Genomic DNA, 25269 nt, shown 5'->3' on the forward strand with positions numbered 1-25269 from the left:
GCAGGGGCGGGGCGCGCTGCCGCCGGAGGAATGCCGGCGGGCCTGCGTCCTGGCGGAGAAGATGGCCGACGCGCACCGGGCGTGGCGGGCCAGCCTCGCCGGGGTCACGCTCGCCGACATCCTGGCCGAGCTGCCCGCGCACGCGCCCCGGCGCACCAGGTCCATCCTCGCCGGCAGGCCATGAGAAGGGCGCACGTGCGATCGATCACGCACGTGCGCCCTCAGCCCTTCAGGGTTACTCGCTCACCTCGATGGCGGCTCCGGGGCACACCACGGCGGCCTCGCGGACCGCCGCGTGCTGGTCCTCGCCCGGCTCGGCGTTCAGCAGGACCACGATGCCGTCATCGTCACGCTGGTCGAACACCTCGGGGGCGACCAGCACGCACGAGCCGGCGCCACAGCACTTGTCCTCGTCGACGGTGACTCTCATATCAGGGTTCCCTCCTCGTGAATCGATGTCACCAGCGGACCGGCACCGTACGCAGGCCGCCGACCGCCAGCCCCTCCACCCGCTCCAGCTCCGCCACCGGCACGGCCAGCTCCAGCGCCGGCAGCTTGCGCAGCAGCACCTCCAGCACGACCTGCAGCTCCGTGCGGGCCAGCGACTGGCCCAGGCAGGAGTGGGCGCCGGAGCCGAAGGCCAGGTGCGCGTTCGGGCTGCGGGTCAGGTCCATCTCGGCCGCGTCCTCGAAGGCGCTCTCGTCGCGGTTGGCCGCGGCCATGCTGCAGATCACCGTGGTGCCCTTGGGCAGGGTCTCGCCGCCGATCTCCGCCTCCACGGGCAGGTAGCGGGGCAGGCCGAAGCCCGAGTTCGCGTCGAGGCGCAGCGTCTCCTCGACGGCGGTGCGGATCAGCGACGGGTCGGCCTGGAGCGCCTCCCAGCGGGCGCGGTCGGCCAGGAGCATGGAGACCATCTTGCCGATCATGTTCGCGGTGGTCTCGTGGCCCGCGACCAGCAGCGCCATGCCGGTGACGATGATCTGCAGGTCGGCCAGCCCGCCGTCGTCGGGGCCGCCGGCCGCGAGCAGCTCGCTGAGCAGGTCGTCGCCCGGCTCGGCGCGCTTGGCCGTGATGAGGTCCGACATGTACTGGAAGAACTCGGCCTGGGCGGTCTCGATCTCCTCCTTGCCGTACCTGGTCAGGTTGAGCAGCGTGTCCGACCAGTACGAGAACCTGTCACGGTCCTCGGCCGGCACGCCGAGCATGTCGCAGATCACGTACACCGGCAGCGGGAAGCCCAGCGCGGCCCGCAGGTCGCCGGGAGCGCCGCGCTTGACCAGGTCGTCGATGAGGTCCTCGGCGATCTGCGCCATCCGCGGCCGCATCGCGGCCATGCGCTTGGCCGTGAACCACTTGCCGACCAGGCGCCGCCAGTGCAGATGCCCGTCGCCGCTGTCGGGGATGATCGTGGCCACGTCGCTGTTGAAGACCCCGCCGCCGTCCGCCGACAGCCGGGCCGCGTCGGGCGCGGTGAGCTGGCGGGTGAAGCGGGGGTCGGCCAGCACCTGCTTGACGTCCTCGTAGCGGGTGATCAGCTTGGCCGCGTCGCCGCTGGGCAGCTTCACGTGCGCCACCGGGCACCCGCTGCGCAGCTCGGCCCACTCGGCGGGCGGGTCCAGCGCCGCGTCGTTGGGGATCGGGTAGCTCAGGACCTGCTCGTTCACACTCATTCGGCATTCTCCTCGTGCGCGGATCGGACGACCGCCACCGGGCGGCCGGTGTTCATGCCCGGGTCGCCGCCGTCACGCCGTGACGGGACGGGCAGTGAGGTGCTGCTGTCTCAGTACGCGGGCCTGCTTGGCCATGTTCCAGCCGAGCACGCCGGTGACCTGGCCGTTCTCCTGGTAGAGCGCGGCGAAGCGGCCCTGCTCCGGGTCGCCTTCCGCGACGCTCACCTCGGCCGCCGCTGACAGCAGGCCGTGGGCCTGGATCTTGGCGTCGTACTGGTCGGTCCAGAAGTACGGGATCGGCTCGTACGGGCGGTCGGCGCCGAGCACGTTGGCCGCCACCACCTGCGCCTGCTCGGTGGCGTTGGTGCGGTTCTCCAGGCGCAGCCGCCTGCCCAGCCCCTCGTGCTGCCAGGACGCCACGTCGCCGACGGCGTACACGCCTTCGGCGGCGCGGCAGCGCGAGTCGCACTCCACGCCGTCGCCCAGCGCGAGGCCGCTGCCCTCCAGCCAGCCGGTCGCGGGCCGGCAGCCGATCGCCACCACGACCGCGTCGGCGGGCAGCAGCTCGCCGGTGGCCAGCCGCACCCCGGTGACCCGGCCCTCGGCGGACGTCAGCTCCTCCACCGCGACGCCGAGCCGCAGTGCCACCCCGCGTTCGGCGTGCGTGCGGGTGAGCAGCTCGGAGGCGGGGCCGCCGAGCTGGTCGGCGAGGATCGCCGGGCCGAGGCCGACGAGGGTGACGTCGAGGCCCAGCTTGCGGGCGGTCGCGGCCACCTCGCCGCCCAGCACACCCTCGCCCACGACCACCAGCCGCCTGGCGGCGGTCAGGTGGGCGCGCAGGGTGAGCGCGTCGTCGAGGCCGCGCAGCTCGTGCACCCCCGCGAGCCCACGCTGCCCCGGGAGACGGCACGGCGTCAGGCCCGTCGCGATGACGACGGCGTCTCCGCGCAGCACCCGGCCGGTGACCGTGCGCACCTCGCGGGCGGCGGCGTCGAGGAAGGCGGCGGGCTCGCCGCGGACGAACTCCGCGTCCAGCGCGTCGAGCTGCGCCTGCGTACGGAGCTGGGCGCGGGACGGCTCCCAGTCGCCGGCCAGGACCTGCTTCGACAGCGGCGGCCGGTCGTAGGGGAGGTGCGGCTCGGCGTCGAGCAGCGTGAGCCGCCCCTGGTGGCCTTGACGCCGCAGCGCCTCGGCCGTGCTCAGGCCGGCGGCAGAGGCGCCGACGATCAGGACGCTGCCGGGCGTGGTCACGCCGCTCCGCTCCGGTGGGAGGCCGTCCTACCTGCAGAAATCCGCATAGGTCGTAGTCCTTTCCCTCGTGTCGCCCACAGATTACCCTACATCTGTAGGAAAACCTGCACATGTAGTGAGACGGTAGGGTGAAGTCGTGGCCACGAGCAGAGGAAGCACCACCCCGACGGGCGACCGGCGCGTGCGCCGCACCCAGGCGGCCCTGGCGCGGGCCCTGCTGCGGCTCGTCGAGGAACAGGACCTGTCCCGCGTCACCGTCGCCGACGTCGCCGAGCTCGCCGGCGTGAGCCGCTCCACCTTCTACGACCACTACCGCGACGTGCACGAGCTGGCCGAAGCCGCCTGCACCGCGATGATCGACGGCCTCATCGAGTCGCTGCCGGGAGACTTCAACGCCGCCGACCCCGGGCGGGAGGCCACCGAGTCGCTGGAGGCGTTCTTCGGCAGCCTCGCCGAGCACGCCGGGCTCTACCGGGCGTTGCTCGGGCCGCAGGGCAGTGCCCGGGTGGCCGATCACATCCGGCATCGCAGCACCGTGGCCATACAGGAGCGGCTGCGGGAGGCTGTGGAGAGCGCCGAGGTGCCTGAGATGGCGCGGCCGTTGCTGGAGTTGCCGCTTGACGTGCCGGCGGCGTTCACGGCGGGGGCGCTGATCGGGGTGGCCGCGGAGTGGCTGCAGGGTGGGTGTACGCGGTCGCCGGGGGAGATGGCGGCCTTGACGTGGCCGTTGTTCCACTCGCTCTTCCGCATCGACGCTCGTCCCGCTTGATCGCCGGTGATTGTGCCGATGCGCGCGACCGGCGGACGGGGGAGCATCGGACGTGGCGTCTTCCTGGGCCCCGGAAGGAGATCACGCGATGGCGGCATTTCCCAGAGCGGCACGGATCGCGGCCGCGGCACTGCTCACCACGACCCTGCTCCCCGCGACGGCCTCGGCACGGGCGGCGGTCACTCCGGTGGACGTCCCGAGAGCCGCCCCGGTGGACGTCCCCAAGGTGGAGGGCCCGCTGCCGGGCGACCTGCCGGGCGACCCCGCCTCGCCCGAGCTGTCGGAGACCTACCCCTGGCTGGCCACCGACGCCGACCTGCGCGCCCTCGGCTATGTCGAGCAGGAGTTCCACCTGTCGGGCAACGCCGACGCCTACAGCGCCACGGGCGAACTGCTCGCCCCGGACGTCCCGTACAGGACCAGGGTGGTCGTCCGCCGCCCGGCGAGCCAGGCCAAGTTCAACGGCACCGTGCTGATGGAGTGGCAGAACGTCACCGCCGGATACGACCTGGACGCCCTCTGGAGCACCGAGCAGCTCACCCGCGCCGGGTACGCGTGGGTCGGCGTCTCCGCCCAGCGCGTCGGAGTGAACCAGCTCCGCCAGTGGAGTCCCGCCCGCTACGGCACCCTCGACGTCACCGGCGGCGGCCGGTTCATGACCGACCAGCTCTCCTACGACGTGTTCTCCCAGGCGGCCCAGGCCATCAGGACGTCGGCCCGTCCCACACTGCTGGGCCGCCTGCGCGCGGACACCGTGCTGGCCGTCGGCGCCTCGCAGTCGGCCGGACGGCTGACCGTCTACTACGACGCCGTGCTGCCGCACATCGAGAGCGTCTTCGACGGGTACGGCCAGATCGTCGGCCCCGCCCCCACCCGGGCCGGCGCGGAGCCGGTGTTCCAGGTGCTGTCGGAGACCGACGTGCGCACACCCGTGCGCCCGCCGGACACCGAGCGGTTCCGCCGCTGGGAGGTGGCGGGCAGCGCGCACTCCGGCTGGCACGGTTACAGCGCCCGCGCCCCGCTGCTCGCCCGCGATCTCGGGAGCGCGCCGACGTACACGTGCGACAGGCCGCCCTTCAGCCGCGTCCCGCTGCACCACGTGCTGGCCGCCGCCTACGATCACCTGACCCGCTGGGCCCGGCGGGGTGCCGCGCCGCCCGTGGCGCCGCCGCTGGAGTTCGCCCCGGACGGCACCAAGGCCCGCGACGAGCTGGGGCTGGCGCGCGGCGGCATCCGGTTGTCGCAGGTGGCGGCGCCCACGGCGCTGAACACGGGCGACAACTCCGGCGAGACGTTCTGCGTGCTGTTCGGGACACACGTCCCGTTCGAGCAGGAGCAGCTCGACGAGCTGTACCCGACGCACGGCCACTACGTGGCGGCGGTCGTCCGCGCGGACGCTCACAACCTCAAGGCCGGTTACCTGCTGCCCGGCGACGCCCGCCAGAACCTCGCCGACACGCGGCCGTGACCGCCGGGGTCACCAGGGCATGGGGGTCCCGTCCCAGGAGAAGAAGCCGCCGGTGGGGCCGTCGTCCGGCAACAGCGCCAGCCTGACGGCCCCCGCCGCGGCCTCGGCGGGATCGCCGTCGCTCCCGGCGGCCCGGTCGTTGAGCTCGGTCCGCCGCAACCCCGGGGCCAGCGCGTTCACCTTGAAACCGGCCTCGGCCAGGGTCTGGGCGTAGAAGAGCGTCAGGGCGTTCAGCGCCGTCTTGGACGAGCGGTACGCCGCGCCGGCGCCTCCCGCCACCGCGAACCCCTGCGCGGGGTCCGTGCTCAAGGTCAGCGAGCCGGTGCCGCTGGAGACGTTCACGATGCGGGGGGCGGGTGAGCGGCGCAGCGCCGGGAGGAAGGCGTTGGTGACGGTGAGCACGGCGAAGAGGTTCGTCTCGAACGTGCGGCGGAAGCTCGCCGCGTCGGCCTCGTCGGGACGCCTGTCGTCCACCATGATCCCGGCGTTGTTCACCAGCACGTCCAGGCTGCCCACCAGCCGCGCGGCGGCGGCGACGCTGTCGTCGTCGGTGACGTCCAGCAGCAGCGGCCTGGCGCCGCCGCCGATCTCGCTTGCGGCCCGCTCTCCCCGTGCGGCGTCGCGCGACCCGACGTAGACGGTCAGCCCGGCCGCCGCGAGCTGCCGCGCGATCTCCTTGCCGATGCCCTTGTTGGCCCCGGTGACCAGGGCGATGGAATCCTTCGACGTCGCAGAGTGGTTCATACCGTTGACCCTTCCGCGCAGGTACGGGCCGCATCCAGGGACAACCGATCCCTGGCAGCCGGCATTGGAGGAGACGCGTGGCGAAACAGGAACTGGCCCGCTTCCTGCGGGCACGGCGCGAAAGCCTGCCGCCCGCCGACGTCGGCCTGCCCGCCGACCGGCGCCGCCGCACCCCCGGCCTGCGGCGGGAGGAGGTGGCCGAGCTCGCGCACATGTCCGTGGACTACTACGTACGGCTGGAGCAGGCGCGCGGGCCGCGGCCGTCGCCGCGCATCCTCGACGCGCTCACCGGCGCGCTCCGGCTCACCCGCGCTGAGCGGCGGCATCTGTTCCAGCTCGCGGGCACCGGCCCCACGCCGCCGCCTGGGCCGGTGCGCAGCGTCCGGCCGCAGGTGGCGGCGTTGCTGGAGCGCATGCCCGACACGGCGGCCATCGTCACTGACGCCGCCTATGACGTGCTCGCCTGGAACCCGCTCGCGCAGGCCGTCCTGGGTTATGACCAGCAGCTCAACCTGGCCCGCCGCCGCTTCGCCGACACTGGAGGGTTCGGCTACGTCGAGTCGTCCAGCGCTGAGGAGTTCGGCCACATCGCCGTCTCCCGGCTGCGTCGCGCCGCCGAACGCTACCCGCGCGACGAGGCACTCCAGCTCCTCCTGACGGAACTACGCGCGGGCAGCGAGGAGTTCGTGCACATCTGGAACACCGACCCGGTCCACGAACCAGGCCACCGCACCAAGGTCGTGCAACACCCGGAGGTGGGAGCGCTGCGCCTCAACTGCGACGTCCTCCTCGTCCCCGACGACGACCAGCAGGTCGTCTTCATCACCGCCGACGCCGGCACCCCCTCCGCCCGCGCACTCCGCCACCTGTCCGCCTCGGTACGGTGAGCAACCCGCCCCCCGCCCCCGCTTTGCCCTCGAACACCTCTTCGATTAAGCTCCTCCCGTGGCCCTCACCCTCACCCTGGAGTCGGCACGAAAACTGGCCGTGATGTGCCAGCAATTGGGCGGCCCACGCCCCGGCAGCGACCTGGCGGGCCTGCGCTCGATCCTGCGCAGCCTCCGCTGCCTGCAACTCGACCCGGTGAACGCGGTGGCCCGCAGCCACCTCCTCGTCCTCTGGAGCCGGGCGGGCCACTACGACCTCACCGCCCTCGACACGCTCCTCTGGCAGGAGCGCTGGCTGTTCGAATACTGGGCCCACGCCGCCTCGATCGTGCTGGCCGAGGACTACCCGATCCACCACCTCATGATGCGCCGCCACGCCGCCGGCGACTCCGACCACGCCCGCATGGTGCGCGGCTGGCTCGACTCCAACGACGCCTTACGCCGCCACGTGCTCGACCGGCTGCGCGACGAGGGCCCTCTCCCGCCGGGCGCGTTCGAGGACCTCGCGGCGGTGCCGTGGAAGTCCACCGGCTGGACCAACGGCCGCAACGTCGAACGCATGCTGGACTTCCTGTGGACGCAGGGCCACATCATGGTCGCCGCCAGACAGGGCCGCACCCGCCACTGGGACCTCGCCGAGCGCTGGCTCCCCGACTGGGCGCAGTCCGCGCAGCTGTCCGAGGAGGAGGCGGTGACCCAGGCGGCCGAGCACGCCCTGCGCGCCCTCGGCGTGGCCCGCGCCGCCGACATCGACAACCACTTCACCCGGAGCCGCTACCCGGGCCTGCCCGCCGTGCTCTCCGCCCTGCACCACTCTCAGCGCGTCGTCCCCGTCACCGTCGAGGGCGGCGACGAGACCTGGTACGCGCACGTGGACGCCCTCGCCCTGCTGGAACGCGACGCCTGGCAGCCGCACACCACGCTGCTGTCCCCGTTCGACAACCTCATCTGCGACCGCGAACGCACCCAGCGCCTGTGGGGCTTCGCGTTCCGCACCGAGATGTACGTGCCCAAGCACAAGCGGCAGTACGGCCACTACATCATGCCGATCCTGCACGAGGAGCGGCTGATCGGGCGGCTGGTGCCGCGCATGGATCGGCGGCGCGGGGTGCTGGAGATCGAGGGCGTCTTCCCGGAGGACACCGCTACGGAGGCGAGCGCTGTCCGGGCTGTCACGGGGGCGATCGAGGAGCTGGCGACCTTCGCTGGCGCACGCGAGATCGTCTACGGCGAGAAGGTGGCGGCTTCGTGGCGGGGCGCCGGGGTGGGGTAACGGGCCTGTTCCCTGCGGTATTCGGTCTGTGGCAGTCGTTACGGATGAGCCGCGGAGGCAGTTGGGCCGGTTTTGACGCCGGAGCGGGATGGGACCTCCCGGCTCCGGGGCAGCCCGACAGGTGACTGCAGGACGACGGCTCTCCCACCAGGAGCAGCGGTCGCGGAGAAGCAGGAATCGGGGGTACCCGCGATGCGGACCACCATCACCAAGTTCGCCGTCGCCGGCGCCGTAGGCGTAACGGGCCTGCTCGGCGCTGCGGCGACGGCCCAGGCCGACGTGGGCCAGGTTCGTGCCCAGGTCGCCCAGCCGGTGCCGGACGACGACGACCTCCGGGTGGCCGACCCTGAAGGCGCACCCGTACGTGCGGGGCCGGGGCCCGCGTACGAGATCGTCGATCGGATGGCTTACAGCGAGCCGGTGCAGTACGAGGAGACGGCCGGCTACATCGAGATGACGCCGGAGGAGGCCGCTCAGATCGCCGGGATGCTGCCGGGCGGTGAGATGCCTGGCGGTGAGATGATGCCGGGCGGCGAGATGCCGAGCGGTGAGATGATGCCGAGCGGTGAGATGATGCCGGGCGGCGAGATGATGCCGGGCGGTGAGATCGACGGTGACGGCACCTCCGGCGGTTCGGCGGCCCATGACGTGTACGGCGAGATGAACACCGGCGACCTGTCCGGTTCCTCCGCCGCCACACCCGGCCAGGCGACGGCCGGCTACTCAGCCGCGTACGTCGTCCAGCAGGTCGCGAACGCCATCGGCCCGAGCACCTCGCAGGACGCCTGGCTGGACGTGGGCGACGGCTACGTCTGGCTCGGCGACGTGGAGCCCGACTGAGCCTCGGCGCCCAAGGGCACGGCCCTGCGCCCGGCCCCTGAGGCAGCCTTCGCACAGGCTCCAGGAATGCGCCACCTCCTCCAGGCGATCACCGACCCGGATCCGGCACACCCGCGCCGGCCATGACCGCCCGGGGGACTGGCATCCTGGACGGATGCGACAAGTGACCGTCCTCGGCAGTTGCGGTGCGTTCCCCGAGCCGGGCCGCGCCTGCAGCGGTTTCGCCGTGGACTGGGACGGTTACCGGCTGCTGCTCGACCTGGGCTACGCCACGCTGCCGAGGCTGCTCGCGCACTGGCCGGACGGCGCGGTGGACGCCGTCGTCGTCACCCACGAGCACCCCGACCACTGCATCGACCTGCACGGCCTGTTCCGGATGCGTTTCTACGGCGACCCCGGCGGCCCGCGGCTGCCGCTGTACTGCCCGCCGGGCGTGCTCGACCGGCTCGGCGGGCTGGAGCCCGACGTCGATCTGCACGCGGTGTTCGACGTGCGTCCGCTGCCCGGCAGCCACCGGGTGGGGCCGTTCGCCCTCACCGGGCTGCCGCTGCCGCACTACGTTCCCAACGCAGGCATCCGCCTGGAGGCTGACGGGGTCGTTCTGGCCTACACCGGCGACACCGGTCCGACACCGGCGCTCGCCGAGCTGGGGCGCGACGCCGACCTCTTCATCGTCGAGGCCACTGACCGCGCCGGCGAGACCGGCCGCCCCACCCGCAATCTGCTGGCCTCCGCGGAAGCCGGTGAGTGGGCCGGGCGGGCGGGCGCGCGCCGGTTGATGCTCACCCACTTCTGGCCGGGCAACGACCGGGCCGCCGCCGTGGCCGCCGCCAGGAAGGAGTTCGGCGGCGAGGTGCTGGCGGCCGAGGAAGGCCTCACCGTCCCCCTCGGACGGAAGTGACCGGCCGCCCTCAGCCCAGCTCGACCCGCACCGGCCGTACGGAATCACGAACGATGATGTGCGTCCCCAGCAGCACATGCTGCGCGGGCGCCACCGCCTTCTCCTGCCGCCGTTCCAGCGCCAGCCGCACGGCCGTCCGCCCCAGCTCCTCGTGCGGCACGTGCACGGTGGTCAGGTCGATGTCCGCCGCCGGCGGCAGATCGTCGAACCCGACCATGGACACGTCATCAGGCACCCGCAGCCCGTGCTCCCGCAACGCCTGACGAGCCCCGGCGGCGATCAGGTCGTTCCCCGCGAAGACAGCGGTGAAGTCGGGCGGCCCCGCCGCGAGCCGTTCCCTGATCATGCGGTACCCCTCGCTCCGCTCCATCGTGCCGTCGGCCTCCAGCCCGGGGTCGTGCGGGACGCGGTGGTCGGCGAGGGCGTTGCGGTAGCCGGTGATGCGGCTGTCGGAGGTGGTGTAGCCCTCGTGCCGGCCGAGGAAGAGGATCCGCCGGTGCCCCGCCGACAGCAGGTGGCTGGTGATGGCGTACGCGCCGCCGGTGTTGTCGTACTCGACGACGAGGGCGGGCACGTCGGGCCCCAGCGTGGGGCGGCCGCACAGGACGAGCTGGGAGCCGGCCGCCGCGAGCGCGCGGGCGTAGTCGGCCATGCGTTCGCGGTAGGCGTCGTTGTTGACGACGTTCCCGACGAGGATGACGCACTCGGCGTGCTCCTGCCGCATGAGCTGGACGGTGGCCAGCTCGCGCTCCGCGTCGCCACCGGTGGTGCCGACGATGCACAGCTTGCCTTCGAGGGCGGCCTGCGTCTGCACCCCTTGCGCGACGTGCGCGTAGTGCGGCGAGACGACGGAGTTGACGATGATGGCGACGCTGCGGCTGCTGGCTCCGGCGAGGTTGCGGGCGTTGGCGTTGGCGACGTAGTCGAGCTCGCGCACCGCCTTCATGACCTTGCTGCGGGTCGCCGGGGCGCTCGGGTAGGAGCCGGACAGGATGCGGGACACAGTGGCCACCGACACGCCCGCGTGCGCGGCCACGTCGCGGATCGTCGTCGGCCGCTGCTCCCCGCTGTCGGACCGCCGGACCATGCCACCTCCCAGTGAAACACATGGGTAAACCGCTTACACGAATTGTTTCCACCTGGCTGGCGCAGTGTCAAATCATCCCGCCGACCGCCAGCCCTCCGCACTTAGGTAAAACGCTTGCAGGACGAAGCCGTCTACGGGCTCCATTTTCCCGGCTTATTGGCTTAGTATCCGCTTCATGTCGATGACCCGAGAGCGCTGGGAGGCCATGGCGGACCACCTGCTGGCCGCCGTGCAGCCGTACGCGACGGAAGGCTTCGCCCAGTACCGCCTGCCCGGCAAGGCCAGCAGGTCGGGGCCGGTGAGTGACGGGCTCGAAGGGTACGCGCGCACGTTCCTGCTCGCCGCGTTCAGGATCGCCGGAGCGCGCGGCGACGTGCCGGCGGGGCTGATCGAGCGGTACGCGAGCGGACTGAGCGCCGGCACCGACCCCGCGCACCCGTACGCGTGGCCCGCGCTGACCGACATGTCGCAGCAGCTCGTGGAGGCGGCCTCGATCGCGCTGGCGCTGCACGAGACCCGGCCGTGGCTGTTCGACCGGCTCTCGGAGGTGGAGCGGGAGCGGGTGGTGCGGTGGCTGGCCGGGTTCGTGGGGAAGCGGACTCCGGACAACAACTGGGTGATGTTCCGGGTGGTCGTCGAGCAGTTCCTGGCCGAGGTGGGCGGGCCGCACGAACCGTCCGAGATCGCCGGCGGCCTGGAGCGCGTCGAGGAGTGGTACGCGGGCGACGGCTGGTACTCCGACGGCAAGGGCAAGAACTTCGACTACTACTGCGGGTGGGCGCTGCACCTGTACCCGTCGCTGTGGGCCAGGATGAGCGGCGACACCGCCAGGCAGGAGCTGTACGCGGGCCGGCTGCGCCGCTTCCTGGAGCAGTACCAGCACTTCTTCGCCGCCGACGGCGGCCCGGTGCACCAGGGGCGGTCGCTGACGTACCGGTTCGCGACGGTCGCGCCGCTGTGGCTGGGGGCGCTCACCGGCGCCTCGCCCCTGCCGCCCGGCCGGACCAGGCGCATCGCCGGACGGGTGCTGAGCCACTTCGCCGAGCGCGGCGCGCCGGACGAGCGCGGCCTGCTCAACCTCGGCTGGTACGACGCGTTCCCGCCCATCGCGCAGTCCTACTCGGGCCCGGCGTCGCCGTACTGGGCGAGCAAGGCGTTCCTCGGCCTCCTGCTCCCGCCCGGACACCCGGTCTGGACGGCGCAGGAGGAGCCCGCGCCCGTCGAGCTGGCCGACCAGTCGCTCACCATGCCCGCCCCCGGCTGGTTGCTGCACACCACCAGCGCGGACGGTGTCGTCCGCCTCGTCAACCACGGCAGCGACCGCGACCGCGTCCAGTCTCCCGACGGCGACCCCGACCCGTACTACACCAAGCTCTCCTACACCACCCACACCGGCCCTGAAGTGGGCGAACGCGCCCCGGGCGTGGACAACCACCTGGCCGTCATCGCCCCCGGCGGGACCGCGTCGCTGCGCCGCTTCATCGAGCCGCTCGCCGCGGCCGACCGCTTCGCCGCCTCGGCCTACCAGGACGGCCCGGTACGCGTGGTGACCGCCTCCGTCGTGGACGGCGCCGCGGAGATCAGGATCCACCGCGTCACCGCCCCGGCCGGGCACCAGGTGCGGGACGGCGGCCACGCCCTGGCCGCCACGACCGCTCCTGACCTGCGAGAGGGCGACTCCCTCGCGCTGGCCCGCCGTCCGGACGGGCTGACCAGCGCCGTCCGCGCCCTGCACGGCTACTCGGGCACCGGCGTCGTCACGGCGGTGGACGCCAACGCCTTCGGCCGCCACTCCGCCGTCCCGTACGCCTTCGCGACGGCCCATCCGGGCGGCACCGCTCTCTACGTCAGCCTGGTGTGGCTGTCGGGGACGGCGGTGGAGCCGCCCGGTGTGTCCGTGCGGATCGAGGACGGCGAGACGGTCGTCCTGACCCTGGACGGGGGAGAGACGGTGACCGTCCGCATGGGGGACGTGCCCTCGGCGACACGGTCGCTTCTGGCCGGAGGGGCATGATCGGTATACGTTCGGGCGATACCGGAAGGAGTGCGTATCGTGCGATTACGGTTTCTGGCCGCGCTGGCGGCCTCGCTGGCCCTCGTCCTGCCCGCAGCCCCGGCCACCGCCGCGGCCCAGGACGACCTGCTGGAACGGCTGAAGGCCATCCCCGGGATGACTGTCGTATCGGAGACGCAGCCGTCCGGCTACCGCTTCTTCGTCCTGTCCTACACGCAGCCCGCCGACCACAGGAACCCCGGTCAGGGCACGTTCCAGCAGCGGCTCACCCTGCTGCACCGCTCCGAGCAGGCGCCCGTCGTGCTGGCCACCGGCGGGTACGGGCTGCCGGTGAATCCGACGGCCTCGCGCAGCGAGCCGACCCGGCTGATCGACGGCAACCAGGTGTCCGTCGAGCACCGGTTCTTCCGATCCTCGCGACCGTCGCCGGCCGACTGGGACGACCTGACCATCTGGCAGGAGGCGACCGACGAGCACCGGATCGTGCGGGCGCTCAAGACGATCTATGGCGGGAAGTGGATCCAGACGGGTGTGAGCAAGGGCGGCATGACCTCCGTCTATCACCGCCGCTTCTACCCGGACGACGTGGACGGCGTGGTCGCCTACGTCGCGCCCAACGACCCGATCAACCCGCTGGACCACGCCTACGACCGGTTCTTCGCTCGCGTCGGCACCCCGGAGTGCCGTACGGCGCTGGAGAACGTGCAGCGTGAGGCGCTCAAGCGGCGTGACCGGATGGTGGCGCTGCTGGAGGCGGACGCCGCGGGTAACGGCTACACCTTCGCCAGGACCCTGGGCAGTGCGGACCGGTCGTTCGAGATGACGGTTCTCGATACGGCGTGGGCGTTCTGGCAGTACATGAGCGTGGCCGACTGCGCGTCCGTGCCGCCGGCGACCGCCACGGACGAGGAGTTGTACGCGTGGATCGACAACGTGGCCTCGTTCGCGTTCTACACCGATCAGGGCCTGGAGTACTACACGCCGTACTACTACCAGGCGGCCACCCAGCTCGGCTGGCCCGATCTCGCGTTCCGGCATCTGCGGGGGCTGACCAGGTACCGGGGGCTCTACCAGCCCAACTCGGTGCTGCCTCCTGAGCTGCGCTCCCGGCATGATCCGCGGCCGATGCCGGACGTGGACCATTGGGTGCGTACGCGGTCGGAGCGCATGTTGTTCGTGTACGGCGAGAATGATCCGTGGAGTGCTGAGCGGTTCGCGCCGAGCAGGAGGGATTCCTACCTGTACGTCGCGCCGGGAGCCAACCACGGGGCCAACATCGGGTCGCTGCCCGAGCAGGAGCGGGCGGCGGCGACGGAGACGTTGTCGCGGTGGGCGGGGGTGCCGGCCGACGGCCGGCGGGCCGCCGAAAGCGTGCCTCTCCTTCCGGACGACCCCATGCTGCCCGATCGGCACCACCTTTCCTGACCACGCGGGGACACCGGGCCGCGAGGCGGCGGCCCGGTGTCGTCAGCTCAGGATGGTGGCCACGGCACCCCAGGACTTCAGCCGCTCCCTGACCTCGTCCCGCATCGGCAAGGCCAGCGCCTCCTCATGAGCGCGCTCCATCAACGCCCCGACGTTCACCCGATCCCCCGTCTCGGCCGACCGCACGGCGGCCTCGACCATGGCCAGACTCCCCAGGTTCCCCCGGATGGCGCCATCCGGCCGGCTCCCCGTCCGCACCGCCTCGACGAACTCCGCGAGCGCGCCCGCGATCTGCTCGTGCGCCCCCGGCATCACGTCCTCCTCCACCTCTCGCAGGCTGGAGGTGACGCGCGACTCCCCGTCCCAGGTGGCGGTGCCGCCGGCTGCGACGGCTCGCCACTCGCCGTTCCAGGACGTGTCGCGCCCTTCCGCGCACCAGCTCCCGGTGAACACGTACCGGGTGCCGTTGGAGAACAGGAAGGTGGCGGTCGCGGACGCGTCCCCCTGGAACCAGCTCCAGGACGGGTTCCAGCTTTCGCACACGACGGAGATCGGCTCGGCGCCGAGGAGGTGGCGGCTCGCGTCGAAGGCGTGGATGGCCATGTCGACCAGCAGCGGCTGGGGCATCTCCTCGCGGAACCCGCCGAAGTGCGGGGCGCGGTAGAAGCCGGTGGTGAGGAGGCCGGGTGGGCCGAGCTCCGCGACGCGTTCGCGGAAGGCGGTCAGGGCGGCGAAGTAGCGGCGGGACTGGCTGATCATCAGCAGGCGTCCGGCCGCCTCGGAGGCGGCGGCCTGGACGAGTGCCTCGGCGAGGGTCGGGGCGGCCGGCTTCTCGCACAGGACGGGGAGCCCGGCGAAGAGCGCCTCGATGTTGACGGCGCTGTGGGCCGCCGGGACGGTGACGTTCACGACCGCGTCGGGCTCGACGGCCGTGAGCAGCTCGCCGAGCGACCCGGCCACCACGGGCGGATCATCGGGGAAGACCGACCGCACAGCGGCCTTCGCCCGCCCCACGTCGAGATCCGCCACCCCCACCAGCTCGACCCCGTCCGCCGCCGCGATGGTCCGCAGCCACGCCACCCCCATGGCGCCCGCCCCCACCTGCACGAGGCGCAACGGCCGCACACTCACTGGGCGCTCTCCTTGTTGTGCATCGCACCCCGATACCCGTGCCCGTTGAAGAAGTCCCCCGCCTCGTACCGCAGCAAGGCAGGCATCTCCCGCCGCGCGGGATCCCCGGCGGCCCACTCCACCCCGTTGGCGATGACCTGCAGCACATCGGGATGGTGGTAGACGGGATAGTCCTGATCCCCGGGACTGAAGTAGAAGATCTTCCCGTTCCCGCGCCGGAACGTGCACCCGCTCCTGAACACCTCACCCCCGGTGAAGGAGCTGATGAAGATGAGCTCGTCGGGGGTCGGGATGTCGAACTGCTCCCCGTACATCTCCTGGGCGGGAATCTCGATCGGATGCGGAACGCCGCGCGCGATGGGATGGCCGGGCATGACCGTCCAGATCAGCTCGCGATCGTTCTCGCTGCGCCACCGCAGCGTGCACGTCGTCCCCATCAGCTTGGTGAAGATCTTCGACCAGTGGCCGGAGTGCAGCACCAGCAGCCCCATGCCCGACAACACGTGCCGATGCACGCGTTCCACCACCTCGTCCGCGACCTCCGCGTGGGCGGCGTGCCCCCACCACGTCAGCACGTCGGTCCGGGCGAGCGCCTCTTCGGTCAGGCCGTGCTCGGGGTCGTCGAGGGTGGCGGTCCGTACGGTGGCCCGCTCGCCGAGCCGCTCCTCCACCCCTCGCCGGATGGCGTTGTGCATGCCGTCGGGGTAGATCTTGGCGACCTCGGGCTCGGCCTGCTCATGGCGGTTCTCGCCCCACACCAGGACACGGATCGTCATGTCAAACAACTCCTCACTTGACGGCGCCGGCGACGGCGCCTGCCGCGATGTAACGCTGCGCGAAGATCAGGAGCAGGGCCGCGGGGACGGAGGCGAGGACGGCCGTGGCCATCACCGTGTCCCAGTCCTGGGTGTTCGCGCTGATGTAGTCGTAGATGCCGAGGGTGATGGGCCGCACTTCGGGGGTGCTGGTCAGGGTCAGCGCGAACAGGAAGTCGCTCCACGCCGACAGGAACGTGAACAGGGCGGCCGTCACGATCGCGTTCTTGCTGATGGGCACGACGATGGAGACGAACGCCCGCAGGTGGCCGGCCCCGTCCACCATGGCGGCCTCCACGAGCGCCCGCGGGATGGACCCCATGAACGCCCGGATGAGCAGCACCGCGAACGGGATGCCCGCGGCGGTGTTGGCGAGGATCAGGCCGAAGATGTTGTTGATCAGGAAGAGCGAGTTGAACAGCGGGTAGAGCGCGTTCGCGATGACCATGGCGGGGATCATCTGGGTGATCAGCAGCACCAGCACGAAGGCGCTCGCGCCGCGCGAGCGCAGCCGCGACAGGCCGTAGGCGGCGGGGGTGGCGACGACCAGCGTGAGGACGACGGCGCCGAGGGCGATGAGCAGGCTGGTGACGAAGTTCTGGCCCTGCTCGGTGATGGCCTTGGCGTAGCCGGAGAAGGTGGCGTGCAGGGGGAGCCAGTCCCTGGTGGTGGCGCCGGAGCTGGACTGCAGGCTGCTGTTGAGCATCCAGTAGACCGGGAAGAGCATCACGGCCAGGAAGAGCACGCCCAGCGCGGTCATGGGGAGTCGTTTGAAGGTCATTCAGAGGGCTCCCGGCGCGAGAGGTACAGGTAGACCAGGGCGAAGACGAGCGAGACGACGATGAGCACGTTGCTGATCGCGGCCCCCTCACCGAAGTTGAACTCCACGAACGACTTGTTGTACGCGTTCGTCGCCAGCGTCTGCGTGGAGTTGGCCGGGCCGCCGCCGGTCAGGCCGAGGATGATGTCGACGACCTTGAGCGTGTAGACCACGCCGAGCACGATGACGACGCTGACCACGGGCCGCAGGTTCGGCCAGGTGATGTGCCGGAACGCCTTCCACCCGGTGGCGCCGTCCAGCGAGCCCGCCTCGTACAGCTCCTTGGGCACGGCCTGCAGCCCGCTGTAGAGGATGGCGACGTTGAACGGGATGCCGAGCCAGATGTTCACGCAGATCACGCCGGCCAGCGCGAGCGTGGGGTCGACCAGCCACGGCACGGCGGGCACGCCGAACAGGCCGAGGAACTGGTTGAGCGCGCCGCTCTCCTGGTCGAGCAGCCATTTCCAGACCGCGCTCGAGGCGATCAGCGGGATCAGCCAGGGCAGCAGCAGCATCGCGCGCAGGAACCCGCTGAGCGGGAAGTTGCGCTTGAAGAACAGCGCGAGCGCGAGCCCGATGGCGAACTGGAAGGTGATCGATCCGATGGTGAACAGCGCGGTGTTCACCATCGTCGTGGTGAACAGGTAGCTCGACAGGATCGTCGCGTAGTTGGCGATGCCGACCCAGGGCGCCCGCCCGCTGTAGAACGTCGAGGTCGTGTACTCCTGGAAGCTCATGACGACGTTCTGGACGATCGGGTAGCCGAAGAACATCGCCACGAACACGATCGCGGGCAGGCAGAACAGCCAGGGCGTGGCCCGCCGGAGCAGCCGCGTCCACAGGATGGTGCGGTGTTCGCCCGCCGTGGCCGGCAGGCTCAGATGGGCTGAGGTCATCAGCGGTGCTCCTTACTGCTCGCCCTGCGCCTGGCGCAGGGCTTCGGCGGGAGCGGCCTTGCCTGTCAGCGCGATCTGCACGGCGTTGTAGATCTTGGTCGCCGCTTTCGGCCAGTCGGGGCCGAGCAGCGCGGTACGCGAGCGCGCGGTGCGCACGGTGGTGACGAACGGGGCGAGCGCCGGGATCTCCTTGCCCGCCTGCTCGGCGACCTCGGGGTTCGACGGCACCATCTGCTTGATCTTCGCCGTCCGGAGCTGGTTGTCCGTGGAGACCAGGCATTTCACGAACTGTCCTGCCTTGGCCATCCTGGCCTGGTTCCCGGTGCGCGGCACGGTGAAGACCTCGCCGCCGAGCGGCGCGACCGTGGTCTGCGACGGGTCGCGCTTGGGGATGGTGAACACGCCCCAGTTCACGTCCCGCTGCTCCTGGAGGGCGGGGATCTGCCACGGCCCGTTGACCACCATGGCCGCCTTGCCCGCGATGAACTGGTCGATCACGTCGTCCTGGCTCCAGATGATCGAGCTGCGCGACATCGACCCGTCGTTCTGCAGGTCGAGCAGGAAGCGCACCGCCTGTTCGGTCTGCTGGGTGGTGATGTCCTGCTCGGTGCCGCCGTTGCCCCACATGAAGGGCAGGAACTGCCAGGTGCCCTCGTAGGTGTTGACGGTGCTCATCGCGAAGCCGTAGCGGTCCTGGCCGGTGAGCCTCTTCGCGGTGGCGCGCAACTCGTCCCAGGTCGTGGGCGGGGTCGTGATGCCGGCCTGCTGGAACAGGTCCTTGTTGTAGAAGATGCTCAGCGTGTTCACGGCGGGGGCGAGGCCGTACAGTTCGCCCGCGTACGTGCCCGCCTTCACCACGGCCGGCAGGATGCCCGCGCCGTCCACGCCGTAGTCGGACAGCGGGGAGAGCGCGCCGGACTCGGCGATCTGCTGCACGTCGGGGTTGTCGAGCATGAGCACGTCGGGCAGGGTGCGGGAGGAGCTCTGCTGGAGCACCTTGGGGATCAGTCCTGGCCCCGCCACGTGGCTGATCTCGATGGAGACGCCGGTGCTCCGCGCGCACGAGTGGTAGATCGGGTCCTGGGCCTCGTCGTAATAGTCCTGAATGGTCAGCGTGTTGGGGGATTCCGTGCCGGAGGCGGCCGCTCCGCCGCACGCGGTCAGCGTGAGGGGGGCGAGCACCGCCGCCGCGACAGCCACTTTGGGCGCCTTTCCGTGGCGCTTCTGCGCTGTCTCCATGTGATGACTCCTGTCCCGTTGGAGCGGGTCGCGGAAATCGGCAGTGGAGGGCTGGTGAGCAGGGGGAACGAGGGTGATGGGCCGGACTCGCGCTGATCGATCAAAGCGCTTAACCGGCGTTCGCTTGTTGTGTATGTTGCGCTGATCTGTCTGTGATGTCAACAACAAGTTAAGCGTTTTGACGGAAGCGTCCTGGAGATATAGTCGCAGTGCTTCCTCACGGAAAGAGCCGGCAGCCATGGTCACGATGCGCGACGTCGCCGCGCGGGCGAATGTCTCCATCGCCACGGTGTCCTTCGTGCTCAACGGCACCAAACGGGTCGCGCCGGAGACCAGGGCGCGCATCGAGGCGGCCATCGAGGAGCTCAACTACCGGCGCAACGTCGTGGCGCGCGCCCTGGCCAGCTCGCGCACCCGCATCCTCGCCCTGCTCCACCCCGACCTGGAGTCGCGGGCGAACGCCACGGTGATCCAGTTCGTCATGGGCGCCGCGCACGGCGCCCGCGAGCGCGGCTACGACCTGGTGCTGTGGCCGGTCAACGACGACGAGCAGATGTCACACCTGCTCGCGGGCGGGCTGGTGGACGGCGCACTGCTGATGGAGGTGCAGATCCGCGACGCGCGGGTCGAGCGGCTGGTCGCCTCCGGCCTCCCGTTCGCGCTGATCGGCCGTACGGAGAACGACGACCTCCCGTACGTCGACATCGACTTCGCCACCACGATCCAGGAGGCGGTCGCCCACCTGCGCTCCTACGGCCACGAGCGCATCGCGCTGATCACCGACCGCGCCAGGGGCGGCCCGGGGCCCGGCCGGATCATGCGGGTCGAGTCCGCCTACCGCGACGCGATCGCCCCGCTCGGCGCCCAGCCCGTGATCATCGCGGTGGACAGCACGTCGGCCGGCGGGCGGGCCGCCGCGCGCACGCTGTGCGCGGAGCATCCCGAGTGCACCGCCGCCATCCTGGTCAACGAGGGCGCCTCGGCGGGGCTGGCCAAGGAGATCAGGGCGGCGGGCCGGTCCATCCCCGGCGATCTGTCCGTGATCTCGGCGTCCACCACGCGCGAGCTGGGCGAGATGATCGAGCCCGAGCTGACCGTCATGGCCGCGCCCGCCGCGGAGCTGGCCCGCCTGGCCGTGGACGCCCTCATCGACCAGCTCGAAGGCGTCCCCGACGCGCCGCCGCACACGCTCATCCCGTGCACGCTGGTGCCGGGGGAATCCGTGGGTCCCGTCACTGTTTCGTGACAAATGACCAGAATGAGTAGACATTTCCTGTTCTCTTCAGCCACTCCACGCTCAGCGTTCACACGAGCGCCCCAAGGTGCCCGGGGGCCGCCTGACCGGCGCCCCTGAACGTTTGAGAAGGGACTGCACCCGATGCAGCCAACGGCATCACGAAGATTATTCAGGCGCGGGCGGCTGGCCATTGCCGCCACGCTCACCGCACTGCTGGTCAACACCCTGGTGACGGCAGCGCACGCGGACCCGGAGCAGCAGGAGCGGGGCAGGCCGACCCCGACCCCCACCGCCTCCCAGAACCCGCCCGCCCTCACCCCGGCCGACGGCTCCTACCTCGAAGGCACGGTCAAGGCCGCCGCGGTCCCGGTCACGGCCGGCGACAGCGTCACGAAGCTCGCCGTGGACGACGCCGCGATCGAGGGCGCCACCCGTACCGTCGGCGTCTCCAAGCTCGCCTTCGACGTCGGCTCGAACTCCACCGAGGCGATCTACCACAGCTACGTGCTGGTCAACGGCGCGTACAAGGTCGAGATCGGGAACTACGTCAGCCAGCGGGCGACGCTCGACATCCCCAACGAGCACCTGGTCAAGGGCGAGAACACCGTCGAGATCGTCGTCGGCGCCATCTCGTCGTCCTGCGGCACCAACTACGACGACTTCGTGCTGTCGGACGTGGGCCTCGAACTGCTCGGCGAGATCGCCGACGGCGAGGACAACCCGTACACGCTCTCGTTCGGCGACGGAAGCTGCGGCACCAACACCTCGCTGCTCAAGCGCGCCACGCTGAAGTTCTTCACCCAGTCCGACCCGCAGGGCACCACCGGCCTCGCCGCCGACGTGGACACCACCAAGCTGGCCAACGGCCCGCACGTGCTCAGCGCCACCACCGCGGCCGGCATCACGGTCAGGCACACCGTGACCGTCAACAACGCCCCGGCCGGCGCGCCGCGCCTGCTGCCCACCGACGGCACGCTCGTCGCGGGCACCAAGGCCGTCTTCGCGACGGTCCCGGCGGGCAGCTCAGGCGGCGTCAAGAAGCTCACCGTGGACGGCGAGGAGCCCGTCATCAAGGCCACCCTCGGCAACGGGGCCGCGATGCTCGCCTTCGACGTGGGCGCCGACCCGCTCGACGACAAGAACAACAACTTCCTGCTCGTCAACGGCAAGCGCGTGGACCTCGGCGGCTCGTACGCCAACGGCCGCGCCACCGTCGCCGTGCCCGCCCGCTTCCTGACCCCCGGCGACAACACGATCAAGGTCGTCGCCGGCGACTACAAGGAGTCCTGCGGCATCGACCGCGACGACTTCACGATCTCCAACCTGGCCCTGACGCTCGACGGCGCCACGGTGACCGGGCAGGGCGTCGAGGCGTCGTACGCGATGGGCGACGGCGTCTGCGGCAGCGACCAGGCGGCCAAGCGCGAGGCCGAGCTGCGTTACACCATCGACGCCCCCGCCGTGCACCTCGTCGAGACGCTCGGCTCCGGCGAGGCGAAGCTCAGCTTCACCGTGGGCAGCAACTCGATCGAGGCCCGCTACCAGAGCTACCTGCTCGTCAACGGCCAGAAGATCATCGTGGACGGCGACTTCGTCAGCAAGCGCGTCGACCTGACGATCCCGAACGAGTACCTGGTGCCCGGCTGGAACACCATCGACTTCGTGACCGGCACGTACCCGACGTCGTGCGGCGACAACCGCGACGACTACACGATCTCCAACATCGCCCTGACCCCGGCGCAGGGCACGGCCACCGGCCAGATGCTGAAGAGCTCGTACGGCATGGGCGACGGCAACTGCGGCGACACGGTCAACCCGCTGACCGAGATCGACCTGGAGTTCCTCGTGGACGCCCCGGCCGGCGGCCTGCGCGCCGACCTCGACACCACCGCCATCAAGGACGGCAAGCACACGCTGGCCGCCGAGTCGGGCAGCGGCGAGAGCGCCACCCGCACCCTCATCACCGACAACTCCGCGCCGAAGGTCACCAGGAGCGTCCCGGCCGCGGACGAGAAGATCAGGGCCACGGTCGTGCTGGACGTCAAGCTGGAGGACGCCTCCGGCGTGGTCACCGGGCCCGACGTCAAGCTCGACGGTCAGCCCGTCCAGCTCGGCACCCAGATCGGCCCCGGCCTGAAGGCCGGCGAGCACACGCTCTCCGTCACCGGCGCCGACGGGCTCGGCAACACCGCGACCCGCGAGATCGTGTTCGAGTCGGCCGGCATCCCTGACGTGCCCGCCGAGCTGAGCCCCGCGCTGGGCGCCGTGGACGTCTCCGACCCCGCCACCCTCTCGGCCAAGGTGGCCGAGCCGGACGGCGGCCAGGTCACGGCCACGTTCTCGCAGGCAGAGATCCTCACCCCGAACGAGGTCTACCAGGGCACGGCCAAGGAGCTGCCCACCACGCTCCAGGTGCCCGGCGAGAAGAAGGTCAGGACGCGCGGCCTGGAGCCCGCCGACGGCCAGACGCTCGACGCGCCCACCGGTCAGGACCTGGTCTACCAGCGCTTCGACGTCCAGGTGAAGGGTCACGCGGACAGCCCCGTGCTGCGCTGGGAGGGCTCGATCGACCCCGAGCGGCTGGCGTCGCTGCGCGTCTGGAACACCAAGGCCAAGGCGTGGGACCTGCTGACCAGCTCCCGCGGCGTCGCCGGGGGCAAGACCGCGCTCACGGCCGTCGTGGACCCGAAGTACATCGACCGGCAGAAGGTGCACGTCATGGTGACGGGTGAGGACCCGTTCGCCGACGACATCGAGCCCGGCGACCCCAACGGCTTCGCCGACCCCTCGACGTACGACTTCTCGATCGTGCACTTCACCGACACGCAGTACATCTCCGAAGGCGCGGTCGAGCAGGAGACGGCCGAGGAGCGCGCGGTGTGGGAGTCCGCCTACGCCGGGATCGTGAACTGGATCAAGGACAACAAGGACCAGCGGAAGATCTCCTACGTCGCGCACACCGGCGACATCATCGAGAACAACATCCGCAAGCCCGCCGACGAGGCCATGCAGCGCCAGATCACCGGCGAGTTCGAGGTGTCCTCGAAGCAGCAGCGCGTGCTGGACGACGCCGGCATCCCCAACGGCGTCATCGCCGGCAACCACGACAACCAGTCGGGCACCGAGGAGGGCCCGGGGGCCATCTACAACCAGTACTACGGCCCCTCCCGCTACCAGACGGCCGCGCAGGGCTGGCAGCACGCCGAGTACGGCGGCCCGTGGAAGGAGGGCGACAACCAGAACCACTACGACCTGTTCTCCGCGGGCGGGCTGGACTTCGTGGTGGTCGGCCTGTCGTACGGGGTGACGAGGGACGAGGCCGAATGGGCCGACTCGATCTTCAAGAAGTACCCCAACCGCAACGGCATCCTGCTCTCGCACGACTACATCGTGCCGAGCACCAACCCTGACGGGCGCGGCGCGGGCTTCTCCGCCCCCGACGGCTCGATGTTGTACAAGACGGTCGTCGAGAAGAACGCGAACGTCTTCCTCATCCTCGCCGGCCACGAGCACGGCGTGGGCACCAACGTCAAGCCGAAGGTCGGCCAGGTCGGCAACGGGGTCGTGGAGCTGCTGGCGGACTACCAGTTCTACACGGTCTCCGCCGACCGCCTCGGGCTCACCGAGATCGGCGGATACAACCCGACCGACCAGCTCCAGTTCGGCGCCAGCTTCCTGCGGATGCTGCAGTTCAACGTCAAGCGCTCGGAGCTGATCGTCGACACGTTCTCGCCGCTGCTCAACGAGTTCGGCGCCACCGAGTACGACCCGCTGCGCCGCTACAACGGGCTCGAGGACAACATGGTGCTGCCGATCGACCTCACCTCGCGCACCACGAGCCTGCAGACCGACTCGCTGGCCGTCTACAAGCCCACCCGCGTCATCGGGCGCGACCGGGTCGCCTCCGGCCAGGTCGCCTCCGTCGAGTGGGACCGGCTCAAGGACGACACGGCCTACGCCTGGTTCGTCACCGCCCGCTCCGCCGGCGGCGGCGTGACCGCGTCCGAGCCGAGCGTCTTCGTCACCAAGGACGAGCACGGCCGTCCCGGCAGGTGGGACGCCGACTCGCCCATGCACCGCTGGTTCAACCGCTAGAGAAACCTGCCGCCCCGGGCCCGGCGTCCGGGGCGGCAGCCCCTCTTTCACTGGAGATGGACATGTCCCGCTGGCTGCCCGCCATCGTGCTGCTGGCCGTCCTGCTGCTCCCCGCCCCCGCCGCCGCGCATGACGCGTCCACGACCGCCCGCGCCGAGGTGACGGGCACGGGGGTGAACGTGCGGGTCGTGCTGGACCTGGAATACGACGTCCTGATGAAGTCGGCCTGGCTGTACGCCTCCGCCTACGACGCCAAGGAGCGGGCCGAGCAACTGCGGCAGCTCGCGCTCAACCGCGACGCCGTGGTCGACTACGTCACCCGGCGCTTCGCCGTCGCCTACGACGACCGGCCCTGCGCCCCCTCCCTGACCCGCGACGCCGACGTGCGGACGCGCGAGAACAAGAGCTTCGCCGTGCTCGCCCTCGCCTTCGCCTGCCAGGGCGAGCCGGGCGGCACGCACGCCGTGTCCAGCGCGCTGTTCCCGGACGCGGAGACGTTCGTGCACAGCACGGAGACGGTCGTCCGGTACGACCTCGGCGGGGAGCGCGGCTCGGCGGTCCTGGTCGCGCAGAGCCCGACCCTGAAGGTGGGGGAGCGGGCGGAGAGCGGCCGGCCGGGCTGGCTCCTCCTGGCCGGCGCCCTGGTCGTGCTCGCCGCCGTAGCCCTCCTGCTGATCAGGCGGCTGCGCCGGTAGGCGGATTTGTCG

Annotated in this window: 21 protein-coding genes and 1 pseudogene; 12 read left to right on the top strand and 10 right to left on the bottom strand. The window is 71.1% G+C overall.

The genetic code is table 11. From position 1 onward, the window contains the following. A pseudogene (locus tag FXF51_RS38625) lies at positions 1 to 184 on the top strand (Rrf2 family transcriptional regulator); the annotation flags it as partial. A 51-nt stretch (positions 185 to 235) separates the two neighbouring features. On the opposite strand, the gene FXF51_RS38630 reads toward FXF51_RS38625, so the two are convergent. From FXF51_RS38630 to FXF51_RS38640, 3 genes are all read right to left on the bottom strand, one after another. Continuing rightward, a complete protein-coding gene (locus FXF51_RS38630) occupies positions 236 to 430 on the bottom strand; it encodes a ferredoxin (protein WP_148439719.1) in 195 nt (64 codons plus the stop codon). A gap of 28 nt (positions 431 to 458) precedes the next feature. Then, positions 459 to 1670: a cytochrome P450 gene (locus FXF51_RS38635; protein WP_148439720.1), complete on the bottom strand. Its 1212-nt coding sequence runs from the start codon at positions 1668 to 1670 to the stop codon at positions 459 to 461. A gap of 72 nt (positions 1671 to 1742) precedes the next feature. After that, complete coding sequence (locus tag FXF51_RS38640; protein WP_148439721.1) at positions 1743 to 2921, bottom strand: NAD(P)/FAD-dependent oxidoreductase; 1179 nt, start codon at positions 2919 to 2921, stop codon at positions 1743 to 1745. 136 nt (positions 2922 to 3057) lie between these two features. On the opposite strand from FXF51_RS38640, the gene FXF51_RS38645 reads away from it, so the two are divergent. Both FXF51_RS38645 and FXF51_RS38650 read left to right on the top strand, forming a co-directional pair. Then, the gene (locus FXF51_RS38645) at positions 3058 to 3690 is read left to right on the top strand and encodes a TetR/AcrR family transcriptional regulator (RefSeq protein WP_148439722.1); all 633 of its coding nucleotides are present in this window, start codon (positions 3058 to 3060) and stop codon (positions 3688 to 3690) included. An 88-nt stretch (positions 3691 to 3778) separates the two neighbouring features. Then, positions 3779 to 5158, top strand: coding sequence for an alpha/beta hydrolase domain-containing protein (locus FXF51_RS38650; RefSeq protein WP_262380102.1), 1380 nt, complete (start codon positions 3779 to 3781; stop codon positions 5156 to 5158). Between the two features lie 9 nt (positions 5159 to 5167). On the opposite strand, the gene FXF51_RS38655 is transcribed toward FXF51_RS38650, so the two are convergent. Further along, a complete protein-coding gene (locus tag FXF51_RS38655; RefSeq protein WP_148439723.1) occupies positions 5168 to 5902 on the bottom strand; it encodes an SDR family oxidoreductase in 735 nt (244 codons plus the stop codon). Between the two features lie 77 nt (positions 5903 to 5979). Here FXF51_RS38655 and FXF51_RS38660 point away from each other — a divergent pair, with 77 nt between their 5' ends. The 4 genes from FXF51_RS38660 to FXF51_RS38675 all read left to right on the top strand — a co-directional run bounded on the left by FXF51_RS38660 (position 5980) and on the right by FXF51_RS38675 (position 9803). After that, on the top strand, positions 5980 to 6789 hold the full coding sequence (locus tag FXF51_RS38660) for a helix-turn-helix transcriptional regulator (protein ID WP_148439724.1): 810 nt from the start codon (positions 5980 to 5982) through the stop codon (positions 6787 to 6789). Positions 6790 to 6847: 58 nt separating this feature from the next. Then, entirely contained in the window at positions 6848 to 8062 is a 1215-nt protein-coding gene (locus FXF51_RS38665; protein ID WP_148439725.1) for a winged helix-turn-helix domain-containing protein, read from the top strand. 192 nt (positions 8063 to 8254) lie between these two features. After that, positions 8255 to 8902, top strand: coding sequence for a hypothetical protein (locus FXF51_RS38670; protein ID WP_148439726.1), 648 nt, complete (start codon positions 8255 to 8257; stop codon positions 8900 to 8902). 154 nt (positions 8903 to 9056) lie between these two features. Then, positions 9057 to 9803 carry an MBL fold metallo-hydrolase gene (locus tag FXF51_RS38675; protein ID WP_148439727.1) on the top strand — a complete coding sequence of 249 codons (747 nt, stop codon included), beginning with the start codon at positions 9057 to 9059 and terminating at the stop codon, positions 9801 to 9803. Positions 9804 to 9813: 10 nt separating this feature from the next. On the opposite strand, the gene FXF51_RS38680 is transcribed toward FXF51_RS38675, so the two are convergent. After that, positions 9814 to 10890 (bottom strand): LacI family DNA-binding transcriptional regulator, encoded by a 1077-nt coding sequence (locus tag FXF51_RS38680; protein ID WP_148439728.1) that lies wholly within the window; start codon positions 10888 to 10890, stop codon positions 9814 to 9816. A gap of 175 nt (positions 10891 to 11065) precedes the next feature. On the opposite strand from FXF51_RS38680, the gene FXF51_RS38685 reads away from it, so the two are divergent. Then, positions 11066 to 12904 (top strand): DUF2264 domain-containing protein, encoded by a 1839-nt coding sequence (locus FXF51_RS38685; protein ID WP_148439729.1) that lies wholly within the window; start codon positions 11066 to 11068, stop codon positions 12902 to 12904. Between the two features lie 39 nt (positions 12905 to 12943). Continuing rightward, positions 12944 to 14329, top strand: a complete 1386-nt coding sequence (locus tag FXF51_RS38690) for a S28 family serine protease (RefSeq protein WP_148439730.1) — start codon at positions 12944 to 12946, stop codon at positions 14327 to 14329. 42 nt (positions 14330 to 14371) lie between these two features. Here the strand turns inward: FXF51_RS38690 and FXF51_RS38695 are convergent, their stop codons facing one another. The 5 genes from FXF51_RS38695 to FXF51_RS38715 are packed head-to-tail and all read right to left on the bottom strand — an operon-like array spanning position 14372 to position 19230. Beyond that, positions 14372 to 15460: a Gfo/Idh/MocA family protein gene (locus FXF51_RS38695; protein ID WP_222871638.1), complete on the bottom strand. Its 1089-nt coding sequence runs from the start codon at positions 15458 to 15460 to the stop codon at positions 14372 to 14374. Further along, positions 15457 to 16236: a ThuA domain-containing protein gene (locus FXF51_RS38700; RefSeq protein WP_148439731.1), complete on the bottom strand. Its 780-nt coding sequence runs from the start codon at positions 16234 to 16236 to the stop codon at positions 15457 to 15459. Before FXF51_RS38700 ends, FXF51_RS38695 begins: the two co-directional genes overlap by 4 nt. 13 nt (positions 16237 to 16249) lie before the next feature. Beyond that, positions 16250 to 17056 (bottom strand): carbohydrate ABC transporter permease, encoded by an 807-nt coding sequence (locus tag FXF51_RS38705; RefSeq protein ID WP_148439732.1) that lies wholly within the window; start codon positions 17054 to 17056, stop codon positions 16250 to 16252. Beyond that, a complete protein-coding gene (locus FXF51_RS38710) occupies positions 17053 to 17991 on the bottom strand; it encodes a carbohydrate ABC transporter permease (protein WP_148439733.1) in 939 nt (312 codons plus the stop codon). Before FXF51_RS38710 ends, FXF51_RS38705 begins: the two co-directional genes overlap by 4 nt. Before the next feature lie 12 nt (positions 17992 to 18003). Beyond that, a complete protein-coding gene (locus FXF51_RS38715; protein WP_148439734.1) occupies positions 18004 to 19230 on the bottom strand; it encodes an ABC transporter substrate-binding protein in 1227 nt (408 codons plus the stop codon). A 238-nt stretch (positions 19231 to 19468) separates the two neighbouring features. Between FXF51_RS38715 and FXF51_RS38720 the strand changes: the two genes are divergently transcribed. The 3 genes from FXF51_RS38720 to FXF51_RS38730 all read left to right on the top strand — a co-directional run bounded on the left by FXF51_RS38720 (position 19469) and on the right by FXF51_RS38730 (position 25257). Continuing rightward, positions 19469 to 20476 (top strand): LacI family DNA-binding transcriptional regulator, encoded by a 1008-nt coding sequence (locus FXF51_RS38720; protein WP_148439735.1) that lies wholly within the window; start codon positions 19469 to 19471, stop codon positions 20474 to 20476. A 132-nt stretch (positions 20477 to 20608) separates the two neighbouring features. Further along, positions 20609 to 24562: a metallophosphoesterase gene (locus tag FXF51_RS38725; RefSeq protein ID WP_148439736.1), complete on the top strand. Its 3954-nt coding sequence runs from the start codon at positions 20609 to 20611 to the stop codon at positions 24560 to 24562. A 62-nt stretch (positions 24563 to 24624) separates the two neighbouring features. Then, positions 24625 to 25257, top strand: a complete 633-nt coding sequence (locus tag FXF51_RS38730) for a hypothetical protein (RefSeq protein WP_148439737.1) — start codon at positions 24625 to 24627, stop codon at positions 25255 to 25257. Positions 25258 to 25269 lie beyond the last annotated feature (12 nt).

Origin of the sequence: Nonomuraea sp. PA05, assembly GCF_008086045.1 — a bacterium.
Classification (GTDB): domain Bacteria; phylum Actinomycetota; class Actinomycetes; order Streptosporangiales; family Streptosporangiaceae; genus Nonomuraea; species Nonomuraea monospora.

Coding starts and splice junctions, on each gene's coding strand:
- FXF51_RS38630 (WP_148439719.1), bottom strand. CDS start 430: ATGAGAGTCACCGTCGACGAGGACAAGTGCTGTGGCGCCGGCTCGTGC.
- FXF51_RS38635 (WP_148439720.1), bottom strand. CDS start 1,670: ATGAGTGTGAACGAGCAGGTCCTGAGCTACCCGATCCCCAACGACGCG.
- FXF51_RS38650 (WP_262380102.1), top strand. CDS start 3,779: ATGGCGGCATTTCCCAGAGCGGCACGGATCGCGGCCGCGGCACTGCTC.
- FXF51_RS38655 (WP_148439723.1), bottom strand. CDS start 5,902: ATGAACCACTCTGCGACGTCGAAGGATTCCATCGCCCTGGTCACCGGG.
- FXF51_RS38670 (WP_148439726.1), top strand. CDS start 8,255: ATGCGGACCACCATCACCAAGTTCGCCGTCGCCGGCGCCGTAGGCGTA.
- FXF51_RS38675 (WP_148439727.1), top strand. CDS start 9,057: ATGCGACAAGTGACCGTCCTCGGCAGTTGCGGTGCGTTCCCCGAGCCG.
- FXF51_RS38680 (WP_148439728.1), bottom strand. CDS start 10,890: ATGGTCCGGCGGTCCGACAGCGGGGAGCAGCGGCCGACGACGATCCGC.
- FXF51_RS38685 (WP_148439729.1), top strand. CDS start 11,066: ATGTCGATGACCCGAGAGCGCTGGGAGGCCATGGCGGACCACCTGCTG.
- FXF51_RS38700 (WP_148439731.1), bottom strand. CDS start 16,236: ATGACGATCCGTGTCCTGGTGTGGGGCGAGAACCGCCATGAGCAGGCC.
- FXF51_RS38705 (WP_148439732.1), bottom strand. CDS start 17,056: ATGACCTTCAAACGACTCCCCATGACCGCGCTGGGCGTGCTCTTCCTG.
- FXF51_RS38710 (WP_148439733.1), bottom strand. CDS start 17,991: ATGACCTCAGCCCATCTGAGCCTGCCGGCCACGGCGGGCGAACACCGC.
- FXF51_RS38715 (WP_148439734.1), bottom strand. CDS start 19,230: ATGGAGACAGCGCAGAAGCGCCACGGAAAGGCGCCCAAAGTGGCTGTC.
- FXF51_RS38720 (WP_148439735.1), top strand. CDS start 19,469: ATGGTCACGATGCGCGACGTCGCCGCGCGGGCGAATGTCTCCATCGCC.
- FXF51_RS38725 (WP_148439736.1), top strand. CDS start 20,609: ATGCAGCCAACGGCATCACGAAGATTATTCAGGCGCGGGCGGCTGGCC.
- FXF51_RS38730 (WP_148439737.1), top strand. CDS start 24,625: ATGTCCCGCTGGCTGCCCGCCATCGTGCTGCTGGCCGTCCTGCTGCTC.